Below are 24,962 nucleotides of genomic sequence, written 5' to 3' on the forward strand. Positions count from 1 at the left end.
TCAGTTGGAACGAATGGCTTCTACCGGATCCAGCTGAGAAGCCGAATACGCAGGAACAAATCCGGAAACAATACCGATAATCACGGAAATGGTAAGTCCAAGAATAACATTCGCCCGCGACAGGGATATGTCCATTTCCATGAGAGAAGACACCGCCCCGGTAATCAGAAACACAAAGAACAACCCTACGAGTCCGCCGAGCAGGCATAACAATACGGATTCAAAAAGGAACTGAGAGAGAATAAAAGAATTTCTTGCGCCCAGGGATTTCTGTACCCCGATCTGGTTGGTACGTTCTTTTACGGACACGAACATGATATTGGCGATTCCGAAACCGCCTACCAGGATGGCGAATGCACCGATGATCCATCCGGCCGTTCCCACCACATCAAATATCTCATCGAACTGATTAGAGATCAAACTGGTTTCGTTCAGTGCGAAATCATCTTCCGCGAGGGGTTTCAGTTTGTGGAGCGAGCGCATAATACCCGTAAGCTCATCCTTAAGTTCATCATTGGAAATTCCGGGCAGGGCTTTGACCATGATGCGCGGATCAAAATTATCGCTGCGCAGGTCCACCAGGTTACGGGCAAAATTGATAGGAACCAGCACCTGATTGTCCACATTATTCCCCAACAGGCTCTCTCCCTTTCGTTCGAATACCCCGATGATCTTCAGCCTGGAACCTCTTACGCGAACCGTTTCAGCAAGCGGATCCTTATTCGGGAAAAGGGCCCTGGCTACATTATCACCGATAATACATACCGGCCGGCCCGACTCGGACTCAGACTCCGCAAAATACCGGCCCTGCCCGATATCGAGTGCCTGTACCCGGTAATAATCGTGGGAGACAATCACAATATCCGCGTTCTCAATGGTGCTGCTGCCGGCCTTTACATTGGTGCGGGCATAAAGGGTAAAAGCCACCGCCTCCGCCTTTCTGGAACGTTCCATAAGGTTTTCCATGTCGGTAACATTGGGAACGGGGCGGTTCAGGTATTTCCACCACGGATAATTTGGTCCGAAGGCCCAGGGCCATTTTTCCACGAATACTACGTTGTCACCCAGCGACTTGATCCCATCCCGCAGGTTTTTTTCGAGTGAATCCACAACCGTAAACACAGAAATGATGGCAAAAATGCCGATGGTGATTCCCAGCAGGGAAAGCATGGTTCGAAGCTTATTCACCCGCAGCGCCGTGATGGCGAAGAGCAGACTCTCCCTGAAAATATTCAGCCATAGCATCGCGATAAAATTACCAAAACCACACGGGAGCAGGAGTGAAATGTGATGAATGGGAAGGGTCGGGCTTACTTAATGAACAATTTATTAACAGCCTCATTTCAAGCAAGATATGTGCGTAATTTTATCGCTTAAGTTTTCCATGAACGTGCCGAGAAAGATAAAAAATGCATTGGTTTCCGTTTACTACAAGGACGGGCTGGATGTGATAGTAAAAAAACTTCATTCACTGGGCGTGCAGCTCTTCAGCACCGGAGGAACGCAGGAATTCATTGAGAAGATGAACCTGCCCGTGACGGCGGTAGAATCGCTAACCTCTTATCCTTCCATTCTTGGAGGAAGAGTAAAAACCCTTCATCCGAAAGTTTTTGGCGGAATTCTTAGCCGGAGGGAGCTGGAATCCGACGTGATGCAGCTGGATCAGTATGAGATACCGGAAATTGATCTGGTCATCGTTGATCTTTACCCCTTCGAAGCCACGGTAGCATCCGGTGCAGGAGAACAGGACATCATAGAGAAGATTGACATTGGAGGAATTTCACTGATTCGTGCGGGCGCAAAAAATTTCCGCGACGTGATCATCGTTTCATCCAGGGAACAATATCCCGCACTGGCGGAACTTCTGGAGAACGGCAAGGGCATGTCATCTCTCGAAGACCGCAGGCGATTCGCGGTGGAAGCATTCAACACCACATCGCATTACGATTCGGCGATCTTCAACTGGTTTGGCGGAGATAATGCTCCGGCCTTCAAGCAGAGTATACGCAAAGCCCATACGTTGCGCTACGGTGAAAATCCGCATCAGCGAGGAACCTTCTTCGGAGATCTTGAAGCGATTTTCGACAAGCTCGGCGGCAAGGAATTATCGTATAACAATCTGCTTGATATAGACGCTGCGGTGCACCTGATGGCCGATTTCAGTGAACCCACCTTTGCCATTCTCAAACACAACAATGCCTGCGGGATTGCATCCCGCCCGAGGCTGAAGGATGCCTGGGATGCCGCGCTGGCCGCCGATCCTGTCTCAGCTTTCGGCGGAATTCTTATCACCAATACCCCGGTAGACGCTGCCACGGCCGCCTCCATACATTCCTTATTCTTTGAAGTAATAATTGCCCCTTCCTATGATGCAGAGGCACTGAATCTGTTAAAACAGAAACCAAACCGCATCGTTCTCGTACAAAAACCTGTAGCACTTCCCGTGCGTTCTTTCCGCACCTTGCTGAACGGCGTGGTAGAGCAGGACAAAGATCTTTCAGTGGAAATGGCTTCAGACATGAAACCGGCAACTCAAAAAAAACCCGGTCAGCGGGAATCGGAAGATCTTGTATTTGCCAACAAGGTGGTGAAGCATACCAAGTCGAACACCATTGTGCTGGTGCGGGATAAGACCTTGTTAGCCAGCGGCACCGGTCAGACTTCAAGAGTAGACGCGCTGCGGCAGGCCATTGTGAAGGCGGGCAGTTTCGGATTTCCGCTGGAGGGAGCCGTAATGGCCTCCGATGCCTTTTTTCCTTTTCCGGATTGTGTGGAGATCGCACATAAAGCAGGTATCACGGCGGTAGTTCAGCCGGGGGGAAGCATTAAAGACAAAGATTCAGTGGAATACTGCGACCGTAACGGTATGGCCATGGTTATGACGGGAATCCGCCACTTCAAACATTAAAATTTCGCACTGCATGGGACTTTTTAATTTTCTTACTCAAGAGATCGCCATTGACCTGGGAACGGCGAACACCATCATCATCCACAATGACAAAGTGGTGGTAGATGAGCCTTCCATTGTGGCGGTTGACCGGATGACAGGCAAAGTTATTGCGGTGGGTAAGCAGGCACAGCAGATGCACGGAAAAACACACGAGAACATAAAAACCATTCGTCCGCTGAAGGACGGTGTGATTGCCGACTTCGACGCTGCGGAGCACATGATCCGGATGATGATCAAGATGATCAATCCCGGCCGCCGGCTTTTCCAGCCCTCGCTGCGTATGGTAATCTGTATCCCTTCCGGAATCACGGAGGTAGAAAAAAGAGCGGTACGCGACTCGGCGGAGCATGCGGGGGCGAAGGAGGTATATCTTATTCACGAACCCATGGCGGCGGCCATAGGTATTGGCATTGACGTGGAAGAGCCCATGGGCAATATGATTATTGACATTGGAGGAGGAACTTCCGAGATTGCGGTAATTGCGCTGGGAGGTATTGTCTGTGATAAATCCATCCGGATTGCCGGCGATGAATTCACGGGAAGTATTGAAGAATACATGCGGCGCCAGCACAATATTCTGATCGGAGAACGAACGGCAGAAAAAATAAAGATCGAGGTAGGAGCTGCGCTTACCGAGATTGAAAATCCTCCACCCGACTACCCTGTTCACGGGCGCGATCTGATGACCGGCATTCCCAAGGAGATCTATGTTTCCTATCAGGAGATCGCACACGCCCTTGATAAGTCCATCTCCAAGATTGAGGAAGCAATACTCAACGCACTGGAAATGACTCCTCCGGAACTTTCCGCAGATATTTACAGAACCGGCATTTACCTGGCGGGCGGAGGTTCATTGCTGCGCGGACTCGACAAGCGCATCTCCCTTAAAACCAAGCTTCCTGTACATGTTGCCGAGGACCCGCTGCGGGCGGTGGCCAGGGGAACGGGTATTGCACTCAAGAATGTTGACAAGTTCCCCTTCCTCATCCGGTAAGTAACGGGGCGAACGCCCTAATTTCATAGCGGTATCCGGGCATGCGCAACCTTCTGCTTTTTATTTCGAAGTATCACTACTTCTTTCTGTTCATTCTGCTTGAACTCATCGCCTTTATCCTGCTCATTCAGGGAAACAGTTTTCATCGCAGCAGCTTTATCAATTCCACCAACAGCATGTCGGGAAATGTATACCGGAAATTTTCGGATATCACGGAATATTTCCGTCTGAAAGACATCAATGACAAGCTGGTACTTGAAAATTCTGTACTGCGCAATGAACTGCGCTCCTCCCACTTCGGTATTGCCGGTCCGAGAGATACCGTGAAAGATACAGTTTACCATCAGCGCTATCTCTATGTACCGGCAAAAGTGGTGAACATTACCACGCACCGTCAGAACAATTACCTCACTATCAACCGGGGAAGTGCGCACGGTGTAAAAAAGGGAATGGGAGTGGTATGCGGACAGGGTGTGGTGGGCATCGTGAAAGATGTTTCGGATCATTTCAGCTCCGTTATGATGGTACTTCACACCAAAGTGCTCATTCCCTCCATGGTAAAAAAATACAGAGAGCCGGGCATTCTTCACTGGGAAGGCACCCATCCGGAAAAAGCCCTGCTTCCGAATATTCCCCGCCACCTTTCCCTGCGGGTCGGAGATACGATCACTACTTCCAGCAGTTCCTCCATTTTCGCAGAAGGCACCATGGTGGGAATGATCTCCGGCATTTCCGAAGTCAGCGGCAACACATTTTACGAAGTAGAAGTTAAACTATCGGTAGATTTCCGGAAGCTGACCTACGTCTATGTGGTGAATTACCTGTTCAAGGAAGAACAGGATCATCTGGAAAAAATCTCTCAGGATGATCAGTGAAATCACAGGAATTATTTTTCGCTTCGCAGCACTCGTTATCCTGCAGGTGCTGTTGCTGGATAATATCGAGCTCTCCGGATATATCAATCCGTACCTCTATATACTTTTCCTGATCCTGCTACCTGTAGAAACTGCCGGGTGGCTGGTACTGATCCTGGGATTTGTACTCGGGCTCACGATTGATCTTTTCGGGCACACCCCCGGCATGCACACCGCCGCTTGTGTATTTGCCGCATTCACCCGCAAATTCCTGTTGAAGTACATGGAACCACGCGACGGGTATTCCAATGTGTTTACCGCAGACCTGAAGACCATGGGTGTGCGCTGGTTCACCGTTTTTGCACTCGTGTTCACACTGACTCATCATATTTTCCTGTTTTACGCTGAAAGTTTCCGGCTGAGCAGTTTCTTTCTCACACTTTTCCGTGCCCTGCTCAGCTCTGTCTTTACGGTGGCCCTGATCCTGTTCACACAGTTTTTATCCACCCGATCGCGCGAACGATGAGTCTGAACAATCCTTTTTCCGACCGGAGGCTGGTAGTAGGCGGTATCATCATTGCCGTTTTTCTCATTTTTATCGGAAGGCTGTTTTACATTCAGATCATCAACGACGAGTACAAGATCACCGCATCCAACCAGGCCTTCCGGTACATGACGGACTATCCTGCCCGGGGGAATATTTTCGACCGCAGCGGTAAGCGGTTGGTTTATAACCAAAGTGCGTTTGACCTGATGGTGATTCCTAATCAGGTGAAGAACCTGGATACACTGGAACTGTGCCGTGTACTGAATATCACGCCGGAAGATTTTCGCGCTAAAATGAAAAAAGCGTATAAGGAAGGCAAACGCAGGGCATCCATCTTTGAAAAAGAAATGTCGGTGGAACAGTCTTCGAGCATTCAGGAAAAACTTTACATGTTTCCCGGCTTTTTCTTTCAGCAGCGTACACTTCGTAAATATCCGCTCAGCGTGGCCGCGCATCTTCTGGGCTATGTAGGGGAAGCTCCGCGGGAAGTATGTGATACCAGTGCCTACTACCGGATGGGTGACTACCTGGGCATCAGCGGTATCGAAAAATCATACGAGCAGCAGCTCCGGGGAGTGCGTGGCACCCGCATTGTGATGGTGGATGTTCACAACCGTGAAAAAGGCCGTTACATGAACGGTGCGCTGGACACTGCGGCAATTGCCGGAAAGGATATGTACACCACACTTGATCTGGATTTACAGCAATATGCCGAAGACCTCCTGAGAAATAAAATAGGAAGTGTGGTTGCCATTGAACCGTCTACAGGAGAAATACTGGTACTTGCCTCCTCCCCGTCCTACGATCCCAACCTGCTCGTTGGAATTTCCAGGGCAGCCAACTTCCCGGTTCTCGAAAAAGATTCCCTTAAACCCCTTTACAACCGGGCGCTGATGGCCTCTTATCCGCCCGGATCCACCTTTAAAATTGTAGGGGCGCTGATCGGACAGCAGGAACACGTAATCACACCCGAAACACGGTATCCCTGCAGTTTTTCCGTAGGGTCCAAATCTATTCATTGCCACCCTCACCCCTCCCCGGCCGATCTGAGCCAGTCGATTCAGTATTCCTGCAATCCTTTTTACTGCCGGTTGTTCATCAATATCGTGAACAAATATCCCACAACGGTAGAAGGCTACCTGAACTGGAAAAAGCACGTGAACAGCTTTGGTTTCGGAATGAAACTGAAAACAGATCTGCCGCACGAACTACGGGGGAATATTCCCTCTGTAGAATACTACGACCGTTATCACGGAAAGGGCCGCTGGAAAGCCGCCTCTGTTTATTCCCTTGGCATTGGTCAGGGCGAGGTAGGCATTACACCCATGCAGATGGCCAACTACTGCGCCATTATCGCCAACAGGGGCTATTATTATATCCCGCATATCGCCAAAAAAATTGAGGGATACAGCATGCCTCCGCGGTTCAAAGAAAAAGTGTACACCACCATTGACCCGAAACATTTTCAGGTAGTGGTAGATGCCATGCACCTGGTGGTGGAATCGGGAACCGGACGCGGCGGAAAAATTCCCGGAATCCTCTATTGCGGGAAAACAGGAACCGCCCAGAACCCGCACGGTGATGACCACTCCATTTACATTGCCTTTGCCCCGAAGGACAATCCGAAAATCGCCATCGCTGTATATATTGAGAATGGCGGATTCGGCGCCGAGTGGGCTGTACCTATCACCAGCCTGCTCATTGAAAAATACCTTACCGGAAAGATCACACGGCCTGATATGGAAAAGCGCATGATAGAAGGCATTGTGCTTCCTAAGAAAGTAGTGAAATGAGGGAGAGGAAAAATCTGCTCCAGGGTACAGACTGGATCCTTGTTGGCATGTATCTTTTTCTGGTGATGATCGGCTGGCTGAACATTTATGCGGCCGTGTTCGACGAAAGCTCTCCCGGCATTACCAATGTTTCCAAAGAATACGGGAAACAGATGATCTTCATCTTCACGGGTCTTGCGCTGGCCCTGGCGATCATGATTGTGGAACCGGACTTCTTTTCCAGGTTTGCTTTTTTTATTTTCGGTGTGTTGCTTCTCTTTCTCATTTCCGTGTATTTTCTCGGCACGGAAATTAAAGGAAGCCGTTCGTGGTTCCGGTTCGGCGACTTCGGTTTTCAGCCCGCCGAATTTGCCAAATTCGCCACCGCACTGGCCCTGGCGAAGTACCTGAGCGGAATGAATATCCGAATGAACGATCTCCGGACCAAACTCATCTCCGCCGCCATCATTCTTGTGCCCACCGCTATTATCCTGCTTCAGAACGAGACCGGAACAGCGCTGGTTTATATGTCGTTTATTTTTGTGCTGTACCGGGAAGGACTTTCGGGCAATTTCCTGCTGGGAGGCTTCCTCTTTGCTCTTCTCGCCATTCTTTCACTGCTGTTCAGCAAATTCATACTCTTCTGGATTATTTTTTCCATTTGCGTAGTGCTCTACCTGATTCTGAAAAAAACAAAACGGAATCTCATTCTTACATGCGTGGCACTGGCCGCCTGTTCTACCGTAATCTTCGGCGTGGATTACGGATTCTCAAAACTTCACGACTACCAGAAAAAACGCATCAATGTTTTTCTCGGAAAAGAGCGTGATTCCAAAAGCAAAAAGGATGAATATTATAACGTATATCAGAGCCTGGTAGCCATTGGTTCCGGCGGATTCACGGGTAAAGGATACCTCGAAGGAACACAGACAAAATACAACTACGTGCCGGAACAGAGCACAGATTTTATTTTTTGCACCGTTGGAGAGGAATGGGGATTTCTGGGTTCCCTCTTCTTACTTTCCGTATACCTGGCACTCATTCTGCGAATCATTCTTGTTGCCGAAAGGCAGCGCTCCACCTTTTCGCGTATTTACGGATATGGTGTGGCCTGCATCTTCTTTATACATATACTGGTGAACGTGGGAATGACGGTGGGGCTTGCTCCCGTAATCGGGATTCCGCTGCCCTTTATGAGCTACGGGGGCTCCTCCCTTTGGGGATTCACCATTTTACTCTTTATTTTTATAAAACTGGATTCGCACCGGCTGGAAATATTCCGGTGATCAGCGAACGATCAGAATTTTTCTCCAGGATTTCCCGTTGCACGAAACTTCCACCATGTAGGGTCCGGGCATCAGCTGTTCAAGAGAGATCAGGGCATTATTTCCTCCCTCCCTTACTTCCATGGAAGAAGAATAAACCTCTCTTCCGCTTACATCCAGGATACGAAGTCCGAACAGGGCCTCCTTGTCAGAATAAAACCATACCTGCACCTGCCCCGATGCCGGGTTGGGGATAAGTGTTAACTCCTGCGGGGCTGCATCTTTCACGAGTACCGACCGCACTTCGGAATAGGATTCCGTTTTATCAAAGTCCGTTTGCCTGAGCCGATAATACACCACACCCGAAGGAGGTGCATCGTCTACCATGCTGTAATAATGCGGCTGACTGCTGGTACCTGCGCCATCCAGAATGCCGATCATGAAATATGTTTCGCCGTCCACCGAACGCTCTACTGTAAAATAGTCATTCTCCGTTTCAGAAGCTGTTTCCCACTGCAGCTCCACCACTCCGTTCCGGTAAAAGGCATTAAAGTACAATAACTCTACAGGTGTAGTTCCACAGATAACGATAGGGATGTTGCGCACCGCGCAGCTTCCTCCTTTGAAAATGGTGAAGGAGGCCCAGTAACTTCCGGCAGTATTGTATTGAACAGTATAGGCACTGCCCACACCGCTGGCATTTGCCACGCAGGTAGCATCCGCACCTGCTCCTCCGTATTGCGGACCGTTTGAACTTCCGCTGGTGGCTCCCCCCGTTAACTGGATACCTCCCGGAAACGACCACTGCCAGGTTTCCGCACCTCCGCCGTAGTTATATCCCGTGGCTTCATTACTGCAGAAGGTAACCACCACCGGGCAGGGATTTCCGCTGGGCGGATTCATGAAAGAATAAATGTTGGGAATTGGAAGTGTGTTTGCTGTATTCACGGTAATGGTTACCTGGTTAGAGGCCGTAACACCACAAGCATCCGTAATGGTGCAGGTATAGGTAGTTGTAACCAATGGTGAAACCCAGATGGATTGTGTGGTTTGTCCGCCCGGAGCCCAGAGATAAGTATAACCGGGTACACCATAACTTCCGCTGGCCGTTAACTGGGTACCGGTACCCAGGCAAATAGTAGTGCCGTTACTTGAAGAAGGAGCGGCGCTTTGCTCCAGCGTTCTTCCCTGAACGGTAACGGACCAGCTCTGCAGCCGGCTGCAATTATTGGTAGCCCATGTGCAGTTACATCCACCGGCATCAGCACAATAAACACGCAGGTGATTAAACGTAAATGTCATGTTCTGTGCAAGGCAGGAAGCCGGATAACATTGCGCCACACTCTGGCAGCCCGATGAACTGAACGGTATGGTAGGGATCCAGTTGCCGGGGGTGTTACAGGCAGGGCAGGCCCACCAGGAAGGTGCTACCGGGGTGCGACCACCGCAGGATGAAGAAATATTAACCCGGGCATCTCCATTCCAGCAGGATGGTCCCGAACAACAGGCATTCTGACGCGTATCCCAGCTTGATGAAAAATCCCAGGGCTGTGATCCGCCGGGAAAGGAAATGGTCATGGAGGTAGAACAGAAAGCCGGGGTGAGCAATGAACCCTGTAAAGTGCCTGCGAACGCAAAAGGACCCGCATTCACCAGGGGATCAATTGTGAGCGGATAAACGAGCGAAGGGTTTGAAAGAATAACAGAATCAATGATCATTTCCAGCTTACCATTGATGCCGGTATTCATTTTACCTGTCCAGAAATGTTCCCGGAGGCCTGACTGATCCCAGACCGTAACTTTTTCATATGTATAGACTGCCTGATTACTTTCATTTCTGACTTCCACCGGACTTTCAGAAGGAAAAGAAGAACCGTCAGCAGGCACCAGCTGAAAAACCTGATTGGCCGATAAGGCATCCATGATCCTGATTTCCTTCACACCGGGAAAAGGTGAATGCAGGATAAATTCACTTTTCACGCCCGCCTCCACGAAGCGTAAAATAACATCCACTCCATGGAAAGCGTTGGTGATATAAAATCCGTTGTCTCCGGCGGTGTACTGCAGCCAGTTCATTGGCTCGTCTGTGAATGAACCATTGGAGTAAATTTTCCGGAGGGTCAGTCTGTTGAACTGCAGATCCATCTGACCGTTTTTGATTGTTGTGAATCCGTTATTCACATCCGCGGTAACCGGGAAGGGCTGAGCGGGTGCACTAAAAAGACCAATGATGTTCCCGGGTTTCATCCGGGGATCAATGCTGATCAGGAAACCATCTTTCAGAAAGGAGCTGGGGCGAGCTGATTTTTCGATATAAAAAATGGAAGGATTATGTATATCCTTGTAATGCCGCTCATCTGCGGTACGCATATCCAGTTGTTCATAACAATCCTGGCAAGCGGCGTTGAAAGGTAACACACCCAATTCCGGATGCTGCATCACTTTCCCGCCTTGCTGTGTGATCAGGCCGGGAGAATAGGTCCGGTTGGCACTAAAGGAGCTGTAGTTCATTGCCTTTCCCGGCAGGTGTGTTACCACCTCCTGCGCGTGAACGGGAAACAGAAAAAAGAGCGAAACCGCAACTAAGAACAGATGTTTCATACTAAAAAAACCTCCCACTAATTTAACGTATTTTCCATTCGGAAAGTTGTCTGATTTTCAACAGAATTCGGACAAGGTTGATGCTCAAAATTCTATCTTTGAAACAGATAATATGCTAAGTTTCAGCGAATTTATTTCAGCAAGAAGCCGGGAGCACTTTGCCGGCATTTTTCCTTTCCGGGTAAAAAACGATGCCCCCCTGCTGTTCATGGGAGTGCGATCCTCTCTGGCCGGCCCGGGCCGCCGGCTCCAACTGCCAGAGCAGAAGGGCCTCTGGCATTTCGGTTATGTGAGTTATGAGTATAAAAACCAGATTGAAAAACTACAAACCAGTGCGCCCGACCGTTTCGGCTGGCCGGAGTACGAATTTTTCACACCGGAATTCACAGAGCGCTTGCGTCCGGACGAGGCAACCCTCCCCTTTCGCGGAAAAGCTCCCAGTATCCGTTGCAGCCACAGCAAAGAAGACTATTTCCGCTGCTTCCATTCCCTGCAAAAGCATATACACAGAGGTGACATTTATGAAACCAATTTCTGCATACGTTTCGAGGCCGACACTGCGGAGGTGGATCCAGCAGTGCTGTTTTCAAGAATCTATGCGCTTTCCGAAGCGCCCTATTCCACCTTTTTAAAATCGGGTGACCGTTATGTGTTCAGCGCAAGCCCTGAGCTTTATTTTGAAAAAAAAGGAACACTGCTCGCTTCCGAACCCATGAAGGGCACCCGTCCGAGAGGAAAGAGTAAAACATCCGATGAGCAGCTCCGCGAGGAACTGAACAGCAGTGCGAAAGAACGTACCGAGAACATCATGATCACGGATCTTGTACGCAATGATCTGTCGCGGCTGGCAGAAAAAGGCACTGTGAATGTACCTGCGGCCTGCACAATAAAAAGTTTTAAGAATGTGCACCAGATGATCAGTCGTGTAGAGTGCAGGGTAAATAAAGAAATCTCCCTGCGAACCGTGCTGGCTGCAACGTTTCCGATGGGATCAATGACAGGAGCCCCCAAGATCCGGGCCATGGAGCTGGCCGATGCGCACGAAAAAGGCGGCAGGGGTTTATATTCCGGCACCCTGGGCTATCTCACCCCGGAGGGAGATATGCAGTTTTCGGTGCTGATCCGGACTATCTTTTACGACCGTACCCGCCAATGGCTCAGTTTCTCCGTGGGCAGTGCCATCACAGCCGCCTCCGATCCGGAGGAAGAGTACAATGAATGCCTGATAAAAGCTGCCGGATTATTTGAAGCCCTGGGCGCCGACATTCGTACATTTGCTCTATGACCGCGTTTTTACTGAAACATCTGGAAAAATACCGGTTCCCATCAGGTGGACGCTGTCTTTTAGCCGTTAGCGGAGGCAGCGATTCCATGGTGATGTGTCATCTTTTCCTGGAAGCCGGCATACCCTATGCCATCGGGCATTGTAATTTTCAATTGCGGGGAAAAGAGTCCGACGGGGATGAAGCCTTCGTAAGAAAATTTGCGGAAAAGCATCAGCTTTCCTTTCATAGTATCCGGTTTCCGGGGTTAAAAGAAAAAGCCGGTATCCAGGAGCAGGCACGGCGATTGCGGTACAATTGGTTTGAAAAAATCCGGAAGGAGCATCACTACACGCGGGTTTGCACGGCACATCACCGCGACGATGCCGTTGAAACATTTCTTTTTCATTTAGTGCGGGGCACAGGGATCGCAGGATTAAAAGGTATTCCTGTAGAACAACAAGCTGTTTTCCGTCCACTGCTCTTTGCCTGGCGCAGCGACTTAGAACACTATGCCAAAAAAAATAAAATAAAATTCCGGACCGACCGCAGCAATAAAAGCCTGATTTATACCCGCAACCGGTTTCGGAAGCAGGTGCTTCCTCTTCTGGAAAAGATTATTCCCGGGGCAAAGCGCAACCTGGCCATGACCATGGAACAGGTGGCCGGCGCCGCACAGGTTTACCAGGATACCGTATGGACACTTTTCAATGAGATTGCGGAGCTGAAAAATGAAACCGTTAAAATTCAAAAGAAAAAATGGCTGGAATCAGAGCACCGGGATGTGCTGCTCTACGAATACCTTTCAGCATTCGGATTCAACGCCACCCAGGTAAAAGACATTGCCCGTGCAGTGCATGCCCAGCCCGGGAAGATTTTCCGGTCGGAAACACATATGCTGCTGAACGACCGGGCACACTTTCTTTTATCGCCACTCCGCCATGAAGCCGGCAGCGATGCCGTGCTGATCCGCGAGGATTTCGGTAAAATCCTCTCCCCTATTCCCCTTGAATTCGGGAAACGAAGCGGTCCTTTCAGTTCACGGCTGGCCGTGCTGGACAAGGAAAAGCTGCGGTTTCCGATGGAAGTACGCCGCTGGAGAGATGGAGATTACTTTTATCCCACCGGCCTGAACGGCAGAAAAAAGCTGAGCGACCTGCTCACAGACATGAAGATTCCCAGAACCGAGAAACAAGATATCTTCGTGATTACATCCGGCGGTCAGATCGTGTGGGTAGCCGGTTACCGGATCGACAAACGATTCGCGGCAACAGAACGGACCACGGAATATTACAGTATAGAACGGCTATGAGCGAAGAGAAAATCCTTTTTGAAGAGAAACAATACCTCGGATACAACACCTTTTCCATTGTACGAAGGATGGTTCTCTGCCTGTTCTGTTTTGTAGGATACTACTGGTCGCAGAATCCGAAACCGGTGGACGTATCCGTTTTGCATATCGGAGAATACCCCGGCAACCATTATCCCGGATCCGGAGAGTTGTTTTTTCTGCTGGGAATGGTGATCCTGATTCTTTCAGTGATTCTCATTTTTGTACTGCACCTGCACACACAGGTCACACGAACACATATTACACTGATCGGTTTATGGACCAAACGAATGGTTAGAATAGAGTTGAAGGACATCCGCGGCGTAGCCGTGATCCACTATAAGAATCTCCTGTTGAAACAGCCGGTTTACAACCTGCACTACCAGGGAAGGATACGATTCTATACTGCAGGAAGCGCTGCCGTAGAGATTACGGACAGGGAAGGCCGGATTTTCCGCATCGGTTCGAGCCGGGCGGAGGAGCTGGCCCGTCTCCTGGAGAGCCTGACAAGCTCTTAAAACAAGTGAATTTTTACACATTTTAACCTATTGGGCAAAAACACGACCTTTAAAGGGCTGTACCTTTGGCATTCATCCGGCAACGCTATGCAAAAACGAACACTTCTCCTCCCCTTTCTTCTCCTTCTGGCATTATCCTCCGCTGCCCAGGTGCTCAACCCGGTTAAATGGTTCTTCAGCACCCGCGATCTCGGGAACTGTGAAGTAGAGCTGATCCTGAAGGCCACCATTGACAAAGGCTGGCATCTGTATTCCCAAAAACCCGTGGAAGACGGACCTGTTCCCACCTCCTTCCAGTTCACTGCGCATCCCGGATACGAAAAAACCGGTCCCACCCAGGAAGGTAAACCCATTGTGAAGTTTGAAAAAGTGTTCGATGCCGAATTAAGTTATTTTGAACATGAAGCCATCTTTAAACAGAAAATCAAGTTAAAAACGGACAAAGAGTTTGTAGTGAAAGGCTCGCTGGAATTCATGGTATGCGACGACGGACGATGTCTTCCGCCCGAAACCATAGAATTTGAATTCAAAGTGAAGGGAAGCGCATCCTGTGTTGCCGGGAAGACCGTTCCTGAAGATCCCAACAAAACGATACCCGGCGATGATCCGAAAAATGAAGACACGAACCCTGCGCCCGACACCAGCAGCACGGTGGAAGGTTTCAAGCCTGTTGCTGTTTCCTTTTTTCCGAAGAAAAACGGAGCGAAAGAGTATGAACTGGTCGTGCGGCTGGAGCCCGATTCGCTGTGGTCCGTTCAACCGGAAGAAGTGCACCTTGAACTGGAGAACGCAGGTGCATTCACGCTGAACGGAGGCTTAACCCTCTTACCATCCAAAGACAACGCAACCGGAAAGCTCACATTTACCCAGAAGCTGACCTGGACCGGATCCGACACGGTAACACCCGGAAAACTTTCCGTTTCGCTGAATTTTAAAGCCACCGGTACCGATCCGGCCAACGGAAAGCCCGTAACACTGGTACTGAAGGAAAAACTCAGTACAAAGGCCGACATGAGCAAAGCAACCAAGGACGGAAGGGCAGCGGAAGAAGCCTCCTACTGGGTGATTTTTTTTACCGCCTTCTTCAGCGGGTTTCTGGCTTTGCTTACACCCTGCGTATTTCCCATGATACCGATGACCGTTAGTTTCTTTCTGAAAACCTCAAAGTCGAAAGCCAAAGGAATCAAGAATGCCATCCTGTACGGAATTTTCATTATTGTGATCTATGTTACGCTGGGACTTTCCATCAGCGCCATCTTCGGGTCCGACGCACTGAATGCCCTATCCACCAATGTGTATTTCAATATCTTTTTCTTTCTGCTTCTGGTGGTTTTTGCCGCATCATTTCTCGGTGCATTTGAGATCGTGCTTCCCAGCAAATGGGTGAATGCCGCGGATAAAGGTTCCGAGCGGGGCGGCATAATCGGGATTTTTTTCATGGCTGCTACGCTGGGGCTGGTTTCCTTTTCGTGCACGGGTCCTATCATCGGCACCCTGCTGGTTCAGGCATCACAACAGGGCGGACTGGGACCCTTCTTTGGTATGTTCGGTTTTTCACTGGCCATTGCCCTGCCCTTTTCGCTGTTCGCAATTTTTCCGGGATGGCTCAATTCCATGCCAAAGTCCGGAGGCTGGCTGAATTCCGTGAAGGTGAGTCTCGGTTTTCTGGAACTCGCTCTTGCGTTTAAGTTTCTTTCCAATGCCGACCTGGTGGTTCAGGCCCACCTGCTGGAGCGCGAGATTTTTCTTTCACTCTGGATCGTTATTTTCTTCCTGTGGGGGATGTATTTACTCGGCAAGTTAAAATTGAGTCACGACAGTGACATGCCGTATCTTTCCGTAGGAAGGCTATCACTGGCCATTGGGGTATTTTCATTTGTAGCGTACATGGTACCCGGGCTTTGGGGAGCGCCCTTAAAGATTATCGCCGCTTTTCCGCCGCCGCAGTATTACAGCGAATCGCCTTACGGCGTAGGCGGAGAAGCACCCGCTGACACGATCAAACTGCCGGAACACGCGGTGTTTGGTCCGCACAAACTGATCACGTTCCACGATTACCATCAGGCGCTGGAATACGCGCGCAGCGCAGGAAAACCCGTAATGATTGACTTTACAGGATACGCCTGTGTGAACTGCCGCCTGATGGAAGAGAATGTGTGGTCGTCGCCCAATGTGCTCAATCTCCTGAGAAAAGAAGTGGTGATTGCTTCACTGCATGTGGATGATAAAACCCTGTTACCCGAGAGCGAGCGGTACCTTTCGGCATTTGACGGAAAAAAAATCCGTACGGTGGGAAACAAATGGAGTGATCTGCAAAAATCCAATTACGGATCCAATTCACAGCCCCAGTACATGATTCTGGATCATCAGGAGAACACCATGAACGGCGTGGCGAGTTATGAATCGCACGGACAAACGGAGAAGTTTCTCCCCTGGTTAGAAGAGGGGCTGAAACTTTTTGCAGAAAGAAAAGAATCGCCCGTATACCGGCCCCTGATGGTTAAGGCGCCTGATTAAGCTTGCAACCCAGGCATTCATCCACACCGGGCTCCGGCGCTTTTTCATATGCCTTTTTCTTGGCTTTCAGCTTTTTGATGAAGATCACGTTGATCAGCTGATCATCATCGGTAACCAGTGTGGTTGAAATGCCGTTTACGATCTTGATATCGTTGGTAACCTGGTTTTTCTCGTTGTGTTTATATTTCTTTTCGAGCGGTTCGTAAGTGCCACCCTCAAAACGCATCCAGATTCCGGTAATTTTTCCGTTTTTCACCTCCACTTTACCGTTAAAACATTCCGCTTTTGTACCCCGGCGAAAGGTGATGATGATCTGGTCGTGCGAACCATCCTCCACCTCCTCTGCTCCCCTTTCTTCGAAGAGTTTTGCCCATTTAAGGTAGCAGTTAGAAGGTGTTTCGTCCTTTTCCTTTGTTTGAGCGGAAGCAGTGAGCATTCCGAAAGAAGTGAAAAGCAGAAGCAGTAATACAGGTCTCATAATGATCAGGTTTGCCGGTTAAAAGTAGGAATAGTTCATCAATCCTGAAACACCGCGAAATTTCAGTAATTTTACGCCCATACACTTTCAAAATGAGTGCCAATCTGGTAAAAACCATCCTGGAAGACGCAGAAAAGGCCTTGGCGGGCTTTCAAGCCGACCCTGAAAATCACCGGCGTATTGCCGCGGCAGGGGAGCTGATGGTGAGCGCCATTGGTGCCGGGAAAAAGATCATTTCCTGTGGAAACGGGGGCTCTATGTGCGACGCCATGCACTTTGCCGAAGAGCTGAGCGGGAGGTTCCGGGCCGATCGCAAAGCCCTGCCTGCAGTATCCATATCAGATCCCTCCCACCTCAGTTGTGTAGGAAACGATTACGGTTTTGAATTTGTGTTTTCCAGGTATGTAGAAGCACTGGGGCATGAAGGCGATGTGCTGCTGGCCATTACCACCAGCGGCAACTCCGCCAATGTAGTTCGTGCGATGGAAGCGGCGAAAAAAAAGAAGATGCAGGTGGTGGGATTAACCGGGAAGGACGGAGGGAAGGCCGCTGCGCTGTGCGACATTGAAATACGGGCTCCCTACAGCGGGTATGCCGACCGCGCACAGGAAATACACATCAAAGTAATACACTGCCTGATCCAGCTTATTGAAGCAGGAGCAGGAAATAAATAATCAATTACACGCTCTAAAAACTGTTCTATGAAAATTAAATTACTTGCGCTTGTTCTGGTGGCAGGCATTTTTGCAACACAGGCTCAAACGGCAAACTTCAGCTACACCGGCACCATGCAAACCTGGGTAGTTCCGGCAAATGTGTACAGCGTTACCATTGATGTAAGGGGCGCACAAGGAGGCAGTGCCACAAACCTGAACCAGATGCCCACGGTAGGAAACGGAGGATTGGGCGGACAAGTACTTGCTACAATTGCCGTTAATCCGGGCGATATTCTGAATATTTTTGTAGGAGGAACCGGCGATTCAGACGGGTTAACACTAAGTTGTTTTAATGCTGCCGGAGGATACAACGGAGGCGGAACCGGGAAAGGCGGATACAATTCATACAATTATAATGCAGGAGGCGGAGGCGGTGCCAGCGACATTCGGTTGAACGGCAGTGCACTGGCCGACCGGATTTTTGTTGCCGGCGGAGGCGGAGGCGGCTGTTGTTCCGGATGTACAGGAGCCGGCACAGACGGCGGCGCCGGAGGAGGCCTGAACGGAGGAGACGGACAGAATTCCTCCTGTTGCGTTAACCAGAATAACGGCAAAGGCGGAACCCAGTCTATAGGCGGAGCACCCGGCGCATGGTGCGGTTCCTGCACCAATGCCACCTCCGGTTTGCTTGGAACAGGCGGGCGCGGGCAGGATTCAGCATCTTGCAGCGGCGGTGTAACCTGTGGAAGCGGTGGAGGCGGCGGAGGCGGATATTACGGAGGCGGAGGAGGAGGTAACGGACCCGGCGGAGGAGGAAGTAATTATGCCAGCCCGAATGCTACTGCTGTTACCCATAACCAGGGTGTGAATACAGGAAACGGTTCGGTGACCATTACTTACAGTGTGAGCACAGGCATTCAGCCGTTCACCTCAGCAGACGGAACAGCAGGCATCTATCCCAATCCGTTCAGCAATACGCTAACAGTACAGCACGGCCAGTACGGATACCCTGTTGTGATCAGTGTTCTGAACATGCTGGGAGAAGAAGTATATAAAACCTCCTCCGGCGCGGCGCAAACCGAAATGGATCTTACCTCGCTGCCGGCAGGCATTTACCAGGTAAAAATTCATTTCCGCGATCACAGTGAAGTCCGGAAGGTGGTAAAACGCTGAATGTAGTTTTAATTCAGAACTTCCCGCGCGTAGGTAGCTGCTCTACCTTGCAGGCAAAAAGAAAATGCTTGTAAAGACTTTCGGAGCGGCCATACATGGCATTCGCGCGACCATCATTACTGTAGAAACAGACATTACCATCGGCACGGGCCTCACCATTGTAGGCTTGCCGGATGCCGCCATACGCGAGAGCCAGCAGCGGGTAGATGCCGCATTAAAGAATGCCGGATACCGGATACCCGGAAAGAAGATCGTAATTAATATGGCGCCGGCGGATATCCGCAAAGAAGGAGCGTCCTACGATCTGACCATAGCGGTAGGCATTATGGCCGCCAATGAAAACATACCGGCGGATAAGCTGGCGGGTCACCTGATCATGGGAGAGCTTTCCCTCGACGGCACGCTGCAGCCCATCCGCGGCGTGCTTCCCATTGCGATCAATGCCATGGAATCCGGTTTTTCAGGTATTATTCTGCCACGCTTAAACGCACCGGAGGCCGCGGTAGTAGGCAACCTGAAAGTGTATGGGGTAGACACCCTTGCCGAGGTGCTGGAATTTCTGGAAGGAAAATCCGAACTAAAAGATCTCTCGGTAGACATTGAAAAAGAATTTGCCGACAAGGTAGGAAAGTCGCAGGTAGATTTTTCAGAAGTAAAAGGACAGGAGAACATCAAACGCGCCATGGAGATTGCCGCGGCCGGCGGGCACAATGTAATTCTCATTGGTCCGCCCGGCGCAGGAAAGACCATGCTGGCCAAGCGGCTTCCGACCATTCTGCCACCGCTCACACTACAGGAATCGCTGGAGACCACCAAGATTCATTCCGTAGCGGGGAAGACGGGCAAGAACATGGCGTTGATCACAGAGCGGCCGTTCCGTTCGCCCCATCATACCATTTCCGACGTTGCGTTGGTGGGCGGAGGAAGCTTTCCGCAGCCGGGGGAAATTTCACTGGCACATAACGGTGTATTATTTCTTGACGAACTGCCAGAATTCAAGCGGCAGGTATTAGAAGTGATGCGGCAGCCGCTGGAAGACCGGGTAGTTACGATTTCCCGGGCGCGGTTTTCGGTAGAATATCCGGCGAGTTTTATGCTGGTAGCGAGCATGAACCCCTGTCCGTGTGGATTTTTCAATCATCCCGAAAAAGAATGCCATTGTAACAGCGGCGTAGTGCAGAAATACCTGAACCGGATTTCCGGTCCCTTACTGGACCGCATAGACATACATGTAGAAGTTACCCCGGTTCCATTCAGCGAGTTATCGCGGGCGCGGCCATCGGAGAGCAGTGCCGAAGTACGCGACCGGGTTATTGCAGCTCGGAAGATACAGCAGGAGCGATTCAGAAACGAGGCAGGCATTTATTCCAATGCACAGATGAGCACGAAGCAGTTGCAGCAGGTATGTAAGATAGACGATGCGGGGAAGGCGCTGATGCAAACGGCGATGCAGAAGCTCGGATTATCAGCGCGCGCGTACGACCGCATTTTGAAGGTATCGCGCACGATTGCGGATCTGGACAGTTCAGCGGTAATAGCAACGAGTCATTTAGCAGAAGCGATACAGTACCGGAGTTTAGACCGTGAGAACTGGGCAGGGTAATACCGAACCGCGCACAGGTAGAGACCATTAGCATTAGAAGAAAGAAGAATGGAGAACATCACATTAAGCATAGAGAAATACCATGGCAACTGGCGGCTGTTTGCAGATTTCAGGTATAATTTAGAGTTGCTAAGGATCATTAAGGAAGTACCGGGAGCGCAGTGGAGCCGGACGAAGAAGAAGTGGCATTTTAATTTAAGCCGGCAGGTAGTAGAGTTGCTGGCGCAGAAATTAGAGGGGCGGGCCATGCTGGACGTATCAGGGCTGGAAGAACAATGGAAGGAGCAAGAAGAAAACAAGGACCGGGCCGCGCCGGGCGAATCCCTGCGGGAGTTGCAAGCACCCACCCTTTCCCGGGCCGATCCGGGTTCACACCAAGTTGCATTGAGGGCATACGAAGAATTATTACGATTAAAGAATTACAGTCCGAACACGATCCGGGCCTATAAGTCTCTATTCATTATTTTTTTAAAAAACTTTCCCTGCCGGAAGCCCAGCAGCATCCGGCAATCAGAGATTATGGATTTCATGGTACACGAGCGCAGCAGGAGGAACTGGAGCAGCACCTTACAGAACCAGATGATAAACGCCATTAAGTTTTTCTACGAGAAGCTTTTGAAGCGAGATGCGCAGATGTATGAATTGCCGCGGGCGAGGAAGGAGTTCAGGTTACCGACGGTATTTTCGGAAGATGAGCTCAGGCGTATCATACTGGCGGCGGGGAATTTGAAGCACAGGGCGATGTTATGCCTGGCTTATTCAGCGGGGCTTAGGATCAGCGAGATCATAAACCTGAAGATGGAGGACATAGACAGAGACCGGATGGTAATTACGATTCGTCAGGCCAAGGGGAGGAAAGATCGTCAGGTGATGTTAAGTTCCGTTCTGTTAGCGTTATTAGAAGAGTACTATAAACAGGAGAAGAAGAAGCCGGAGGTTTATTTATTTGAAGGGCAGTATGCAGGGCAGTACAGCAGGCGGAGTTTAGAGAAGGTGATGATGGCGGCGAAGAAGAAAGCGGGAGTAAAGAAGCGTGGGAGCATTCACGCCCTGCGGCACAGTTTTGCGACACACTTATTAGAAGGGGGCACGGACCTATTCGCCATAAAGGAGTTATTAGGGCACAGCAGTATAAAAACGACACTCATCTACGCCCACGTAAGCAGGCAGCACCTATCGAAGGTTCAGAGTCCGTTAGACAAGTTAGTATCGGGCAGCACAAAAAAGCTTGGTGACAAATAGTGGGTAGATATTTTTGATCTTTGGGCAGATATTTTTATATTTGACTGGTCATCAACGCATTTCATTATACCCATGCACGCATAATAATTGTTAAGCATCAGTCCTTCCCTCACCCACTACCCTACCAGGTCGCAGACACCGGCGCACAGGCCCGCTTTTTGAAGCTCAGGCGGGTGATTTGACCAGCGGTGGACGATCGCGCCGTACAGGCCTGCTATTCAAAGCCCGGGGGGGGGGGTAATTTAACCAGCGATGGACGGGCCCGGGAGAGATGATGGCCATGTTCTCCGGATCTATAGAGGTTTGCATACCCGCCTGATCTCCATAAAGCAAGGGGGACGCTGTGGACGGGCAGCGTTTGGCCGGAAGCCGCAAAGAAAAGGACCAATGCTTAACAGCGGGCTTACGCCATGCGGCACGTAAGTTGACTATTTTGTAAATTAGGCGTGCCGCACGAAACCGCCTGTGGGCGGTCGTAAGCCCGCGGGCGTTATGGGCAAGTTTAAAGGACATAGCGGACAGACGAGAGAACCACCGACATTTGACGGGACAGTTTTAAAATTGAAAATTATTAACAAGACAAAAAAATATAATATGAAAAAAATAATTCCGCAGACAATAATTTTAGCGACATCGCTACTTATTTCTTCTTGTGGCTCCAATAGCGACAAGACCAATCAGCAGACAAGTAATACGAGTACGGAAAATACTCAACAAAAAACTGAATCCACCCCGCCACAAGAAACACAAATCCAAAAGAAAATTGAAACTGAATGGGTTAAAATCAAATCTTGGAAAGGCACTGGAATAAAAAAGACAGAGAAATTTACAATTAAGGAAGGAGATTGGAGAATTGTGTGGAATTTTAGTTCGCCACAGGACATGACAGTTTTTCAAATTGCATATTATAAGTCTGGTTCTGAAGAACCAGAAGATTATGTTGCAAATGTTTCTAACGAACTCAAGGGTGGCGACACATCCTACGTTCACACAACAGGTGAATTTTATCTTGAAATGAATGCAGCGAATTGTAATTGGAAAGTTTCCATTGAGGAGGAAAAAGAAAAAAAATGAACAAAAAAAAACTCTATGTCTGGCAACTTGCTACCTTTTTAAGCAATCATAATATGCGGATGTCTGGTGAAGAACTTGCAGACCATTTGAACCGGAATAATTTTTTGACAAATTACGGAACAGAATATCAAGGTGGTCGCGGGACATACACACTTATTAGAGAAACTTGGAATTGGTTGCAACACGACTTACAGCTTCCGGACCAAGCGGAAAAAATTGCGGATGCATTCGTAAAACCAGACGGCAGTTACGCTTATAAGACAGAATAAACCAGCCCATAACAGCAAATTGGCGAATATGGCGGGTGACGTGCGTATAGAAACGGTTTTGCCGCTAATAAACTTTGGTGCTGGCAGACAGTTCAGTGTTTCAAATCCGCCACATCGCCAATTTGCAAAACGTTAGCGGCAACTCTAAGCGACAAAAATAATGACAGTCAACATTAAAATATTGCTTTTTATTTCAATCATAACTTCGACTATTTGCAATGCCAAAAACTTTACGACATCATACGCCTATGACAAAGTTGAGAGTTTTGAAAATGGACTGGCAAGAGTTGAACGAAACGGAAAATTTGGATTTATAAATAAAAAAGGGAAAGAAGTAATTGAGTGTAAATATTACTGGATAAATTATTTCAGTCCCATTTCTGGCTTAGCATCGTTCACAGACACACTAAAAAGATTTGGATATATTAATAAAAAGGGCAAGACTATTTGTGAACCTAAATACCAAGCTGTGTATTATTGGGACAAAAAAACAGAATTAGTGTATGTAAAACGTGACGGAAAATTTGGGTTCATTGATAAAAATGGAAGAGAAATTATTCCTTGTATTTATGACGAGACAAACGGAACGCCCGAATATTTTTACAATGGCATTGTTCGGATGAAAAAAAATGGTAAGTATGGAATACTTGACAAGTCGGGCAAAACACTTGTTGATTTTGAATATGATTATTTCATAGGACACGAATGGCTTGAAGGGTTTCCCAAAGAATATTTGGGAGCAAAGAAAGGCAAAGAGTATTTCTATATAAATATGAAAACTTTTGAAGTAATTAAAACCATTTACGAATATGCAGGAGAATTTAAGGATGGAATGGCAACCGTCATGAAAGACAATAAATATGGGTATATCAATTTATCTTTCTCGTTAGTCATCCCTTGCATTTACAATGTAACAAGAAATTTTAGCGAAGGGATTGCATCTGTCCGAGACAGCTCAGAAAAATGGGGATATGTTTCAAAAGACGGGCTAGTTATTTCACCTTGCATTTACGAAAATGCGCATGAGTTTAGTTGTGGAAGAGCAATGGTTTTACAAAACAGTTTGGTTGGTTTTATTGATAAGACGGGCAAACTTACTATTCCACTTAAATTTGATTATTCGTCTTTCAGTGACTACAATTATAAGCGGAAACATGGTTTTCAAGATAACATTTGTGCAATACCGAAAAATAAGAAGTATGGACTTATCGACACAGCAGGCAATGTTCTATTAGACTTTAAATACGATAAAATAATATTTGCAACGGATTATCAATTGAATCTTGGAGACTGGCTTCCTATTGAAGAAAATTATGCATTAGCAATAGTTGACAAAAAATTTATTGTAGTTAACAAGGAGGGGCAATTGCTTGACAAAAGCAATTCAACTCATTTAATTTATTTCGTTGAAAACATTTCTTATGTCTGTGACTCGACCGACAAATGTGGTTTTATCAATGAAAAAGGAAACCTGACAATTCCGTATGACTTTGACTATTTTGAATACTCGACTTTTAAAAATGGTTATGCAGTAGTAAAGAAAAACAACAAATTCGGAATAATTGACAACAAAGGAAAAATCGTTTTACCGACAAACTATGATGAACTCACAAACTTTAATGACAAATTAGCGAAAGCTACTTTAAACGGGACAACATATTTTATCAATAAAAAAGGGAAAATAAAACTAACAATTAGTGCGAACAGACAATAGTAAATTTGCGGTGGACAGAAGGTCGAGTAGGCAAGGGGGAATTGCACCCCCAAGCCTCTCACAGAACCGTGCTTGATACTCTCGCATCACACGGCTCTTCTTAACCAAGACACTACGGACGTAAGCCCTCGTATTGCCAATGC

At 48.6% G+C, this 24,962-nt stretch carries 20 protein-coding genes; 17 read left to right on the forward strand and 3 right to left on the reverse strand.

Going from position 1 to position 24,962, the window contains the following annotated elements:
* The gene (locus IT233_06730; GenBank protein MCC7302318.1) at positions 1–1,245 is read right to left on the reverse strand and encodes an ABC transporter permease; all 1,245 of its coding nucleotides are present in this window, start codon (positions 1,243–1,245) and stop codon (positions 1–3) included.
* Between the two features lie 139 nt (positions 1,246–1,384).
* On the opposite strand from IT233_06730, the gene purH reads away from it, so the two are divergent.
* From purH to rodA, 6 genes are read left to right on the forward strand one after another with little or no spacing between them, the layout of a single operon-like run.
* Positions 1,385–2,908 (forward strand): bifunctional phosphoribosylaminoimidazolecarboxamide formyltransferase/IMP cyclohydrolase, encoded by a 1,524-nt coding sequence (gene purH / locus IT233_06735; protein ID MCC7302319.1) that lies wholly within the window; start codon positions 1,385–1,387, stop codon positions 2,906–2,908.
* 13 nt (positions 2,909–2,921) lie between these two features.
* The gene (locus IT233_06740; protein MCC7302320.1) at positions 2,922–3,944 is read left to right on the forward strand and encodes a rod shape-determining protein; all 1,023 of its coding nucleotides are present in this window, start codon (positions 2,922–2,924) and stop codon (positions 3,942–3,944) included.
* Between the two features lie 41 nt (positions 3,945–3,985).
* Positions 3,986–4,819 carry a rod shape-determining protein MreC gene (mreC, locus tag IT233_06745; protein MCC7302321.1) on the forward strand — a complete coding sequence of 278 codons (834 nt, stop codon included), beginning with the start codon at positions 3,986–3,988 and terminating at the stop codon, positions 4,817–4,819.
* Entirely contained in the window at positions 4,809–5,324 is a 516-nt protein-coding gene (gene mreD, locus IT233_06750) for a rod shape-determining protein MreD (protein MCC7302322.1), read from the forward strand. Before mreC ends, mreD begins: the two co-directional genes overlap by 11 nt.
* Positions 5,321–7,138: a penicillin-binding protein 2 gene (gene mrdA / locus IT233_06755; protein MCC7302323.1), complete on the forward strand. Its 1,818-nt coding sequence runs from the start codon at positions 5,321–5,323 to the stop codon at positions 7,136–7,138. Before mreD ends, mrdA begins: the two co-directional genes overlap by 4 nt.
* The gene (gene rodA, locus IT233_06760; GenBank protein MCC7302324.1) at positions 7,135–8,403 is read left to right on the forward strand and encodes a rod shape-determining protein RodA; all 1,269 of its coding nucleotides are present in this window, start codon (positions 7,135–7,137) and stop codon (positions 8,401–8,403) included. The genes mrdA and rodA overlap by 4 nt, the downstream gene beginning before the upstream one ends.
* Here the strand turns inward: rodA and IT233_06765 are convergent, their stop codons facing one another.
* Complete coding sequence (locus IT233_06765) at positions 8,404–10,983, reverse strand: T9SS type A sorting domain-containing protein (GenBank protein ID MCC7302325.1); 2,580 nt, start codon at positions 10,981–10,983, stop codon at positions 8,404–8,406.
* A gap of 112 nt (positions 10,984–11,095) precedes the next feature.
* Between IT233_06765 and IT233_06770 the strand changes: the two genes are divergently transcribed.
* The 4 genes from IT233_06770 (at position 11,096) to IT233_06785 (ending at position 16,610) form a co-directional block, all read left to right on the forward strand.
* On the forward strand, positions 11,096–12,268 hold the full coding sequence (locus tag IT233_06770; protein MCC7302326.1) for an anthranilate synthase component I family protein: 1,173 nt from the start codon (positions 11,096–11,098) through the stop codon (positions 12,266–12,268).
* A complete protein-coding gene (gene tilS / locus IT233_06775; GenBank protein ID MCC7302327.1) occupies positions 12,265–13,557 on the forward strand; it encodes a tRNA lysidine(34) synthetase TilS in 1,293 nt (430 codons plus the stop codon). The genes IT233_06770 and tilS overlap by 4 nt, the downstream gene beginning before the upstream one ends.
* Positions 13,554–14,093 carry a hypothetical protein gene (locus tag IT233_06780; protein MCC7302328.1) on the forward strand — a complete coding sequence of 180 codons (540 nt, stop codon included), beginning with the start codon at positions 13,554–13,556 and terminating at the stop codon, positions 14,091–14,093. Before tilS ends, IT233_06780 begins: the two co-directional genes overlap by 4 nt.
* 474 nt (positions 14,094–14,567) lie before the next feature.
* Entirely contained in the window at positions 14,568–16,610 is a 2,043-nt protein-coding gene (locus tag IT233_06785) for a thioredoxin family protein (protein ID MCC7302329.1), read from the forward strand.
* Here IT233_06785 and IT233_06790 read toward each other — a convergent pair.
* On the reverse strand, positions 16,594–17,088 hold the full coding sequence (locus IT233_06790) for a hypothetical protein (GenBank protein MCC7302330.1): 495 nt from the start codon (positions 17,086–17,088) through the stop codon (positions 16,594–16,596). The genes IT233_06785 and IT233_06790 overlap by 17 nt on opposite strands.
* A gap of 92 nt (positions 17,089–17,180) precedes the next feature.
* Here IT233_06790 and lpcA point away from each other — a divergent pair, with 92 nt between their 5' ends.
* The 7 genes from lpcA (at position 17,181) to IT233_06825 (ending at position 24,819) form a co-directional block, all read left to right on the forward strand.
* The gene (lpcA, locus tag IT233_06795; GenBank protein ID MCC7302331.1) at positions 17,181–17,762 is read left to right on the forward strand and encodes a D-sedoheptulose 7-phosphate isomerase; all 582 of its coding nucleotides are present in this window, start codon (positions 17,181–17,183) and stop codon (positions 17,760–17,762) included.
* Between the two features lie 27 nt (positions 17,763–17,789).
* Positions 17,790–18,917 carry a T9SS type A sorting domain-containing protein gene (locus tag IT233_06800; protein ID MCC7302332.1) on the forward strand — a complete coding sequence of 376 codons (1,128 nt, stop codon included), beginning with the start codon at positions 17,790–17,792 and terminating at the stop codon, positions 18,915–18,917.
* A gap of 64 nt (positions 18,918–18,981) precedes the next feature.
* Entirely contained in the window at positions 18,982–20,520 is a 1,539-nt protein-coding gene (locus tag IT233_06805; GenBank protein ID MCC7302333.1) for a YifB family Mg chelatase-like AAA ATPase, read from the forward strand.
* A 48-nt stretch (positions 20,521–20,568) separates the two neighbouring features.
* A complete protein-coding gene (locus IT233_06810) occupies positions 20,569–21,762 on the forward strand; it encodes a site-specific integrase (GenBank protein ID MCC7302334.1) in 1,194 nt (397 codons plus the stop codon).
* 492 nt (positions 21,763–22,254) lie between these two features.
* The gene (locus tag IT233_06815; protein ID MCC7302335.1) at positions 22,255–22,836 is read left to right on the forward strand and encodes a hypothetical protein; all 582 of its coding nucleotides are present in this window, start codon (positions 22,255–22,257) and stop codon (positions 22,834–22,836) included.
* Positions 22,833–23,105, forward strand: coding sequence for a hypothetical protein (locus IT233_06820; protein MCC7302336.1), 273 nt, complete (start codon positions 22,833–22,835; stop codon positions 23,103–23,105). Before IT233_06815 ends, IT233_06820 begins: the two co-directional genes overlap by 4 nt.
* Positions 23,106–23,265: 160 nt before the next feature.
* Positions 23,266–24,819 (forward strand): WG repeat-containing protein, encoded by a 1,554-nt coding sequence (locus tag IT233_06825; protein MCC7302337.1) that lies wholly within the window; start codon positions 23,266–23,268, stop codon positions 24,817–24,819.
* Positions 24,820–24,962 lie beyond the last annotated feature (143 nt).

The organism is Bacteroidia bacterium, assembly GCA_020852255.1.
Lineage (GTDB): Bacteria > Bacteroidota > Bacteroidia > JADZBD01 > JADZBD01 > JADZBD01.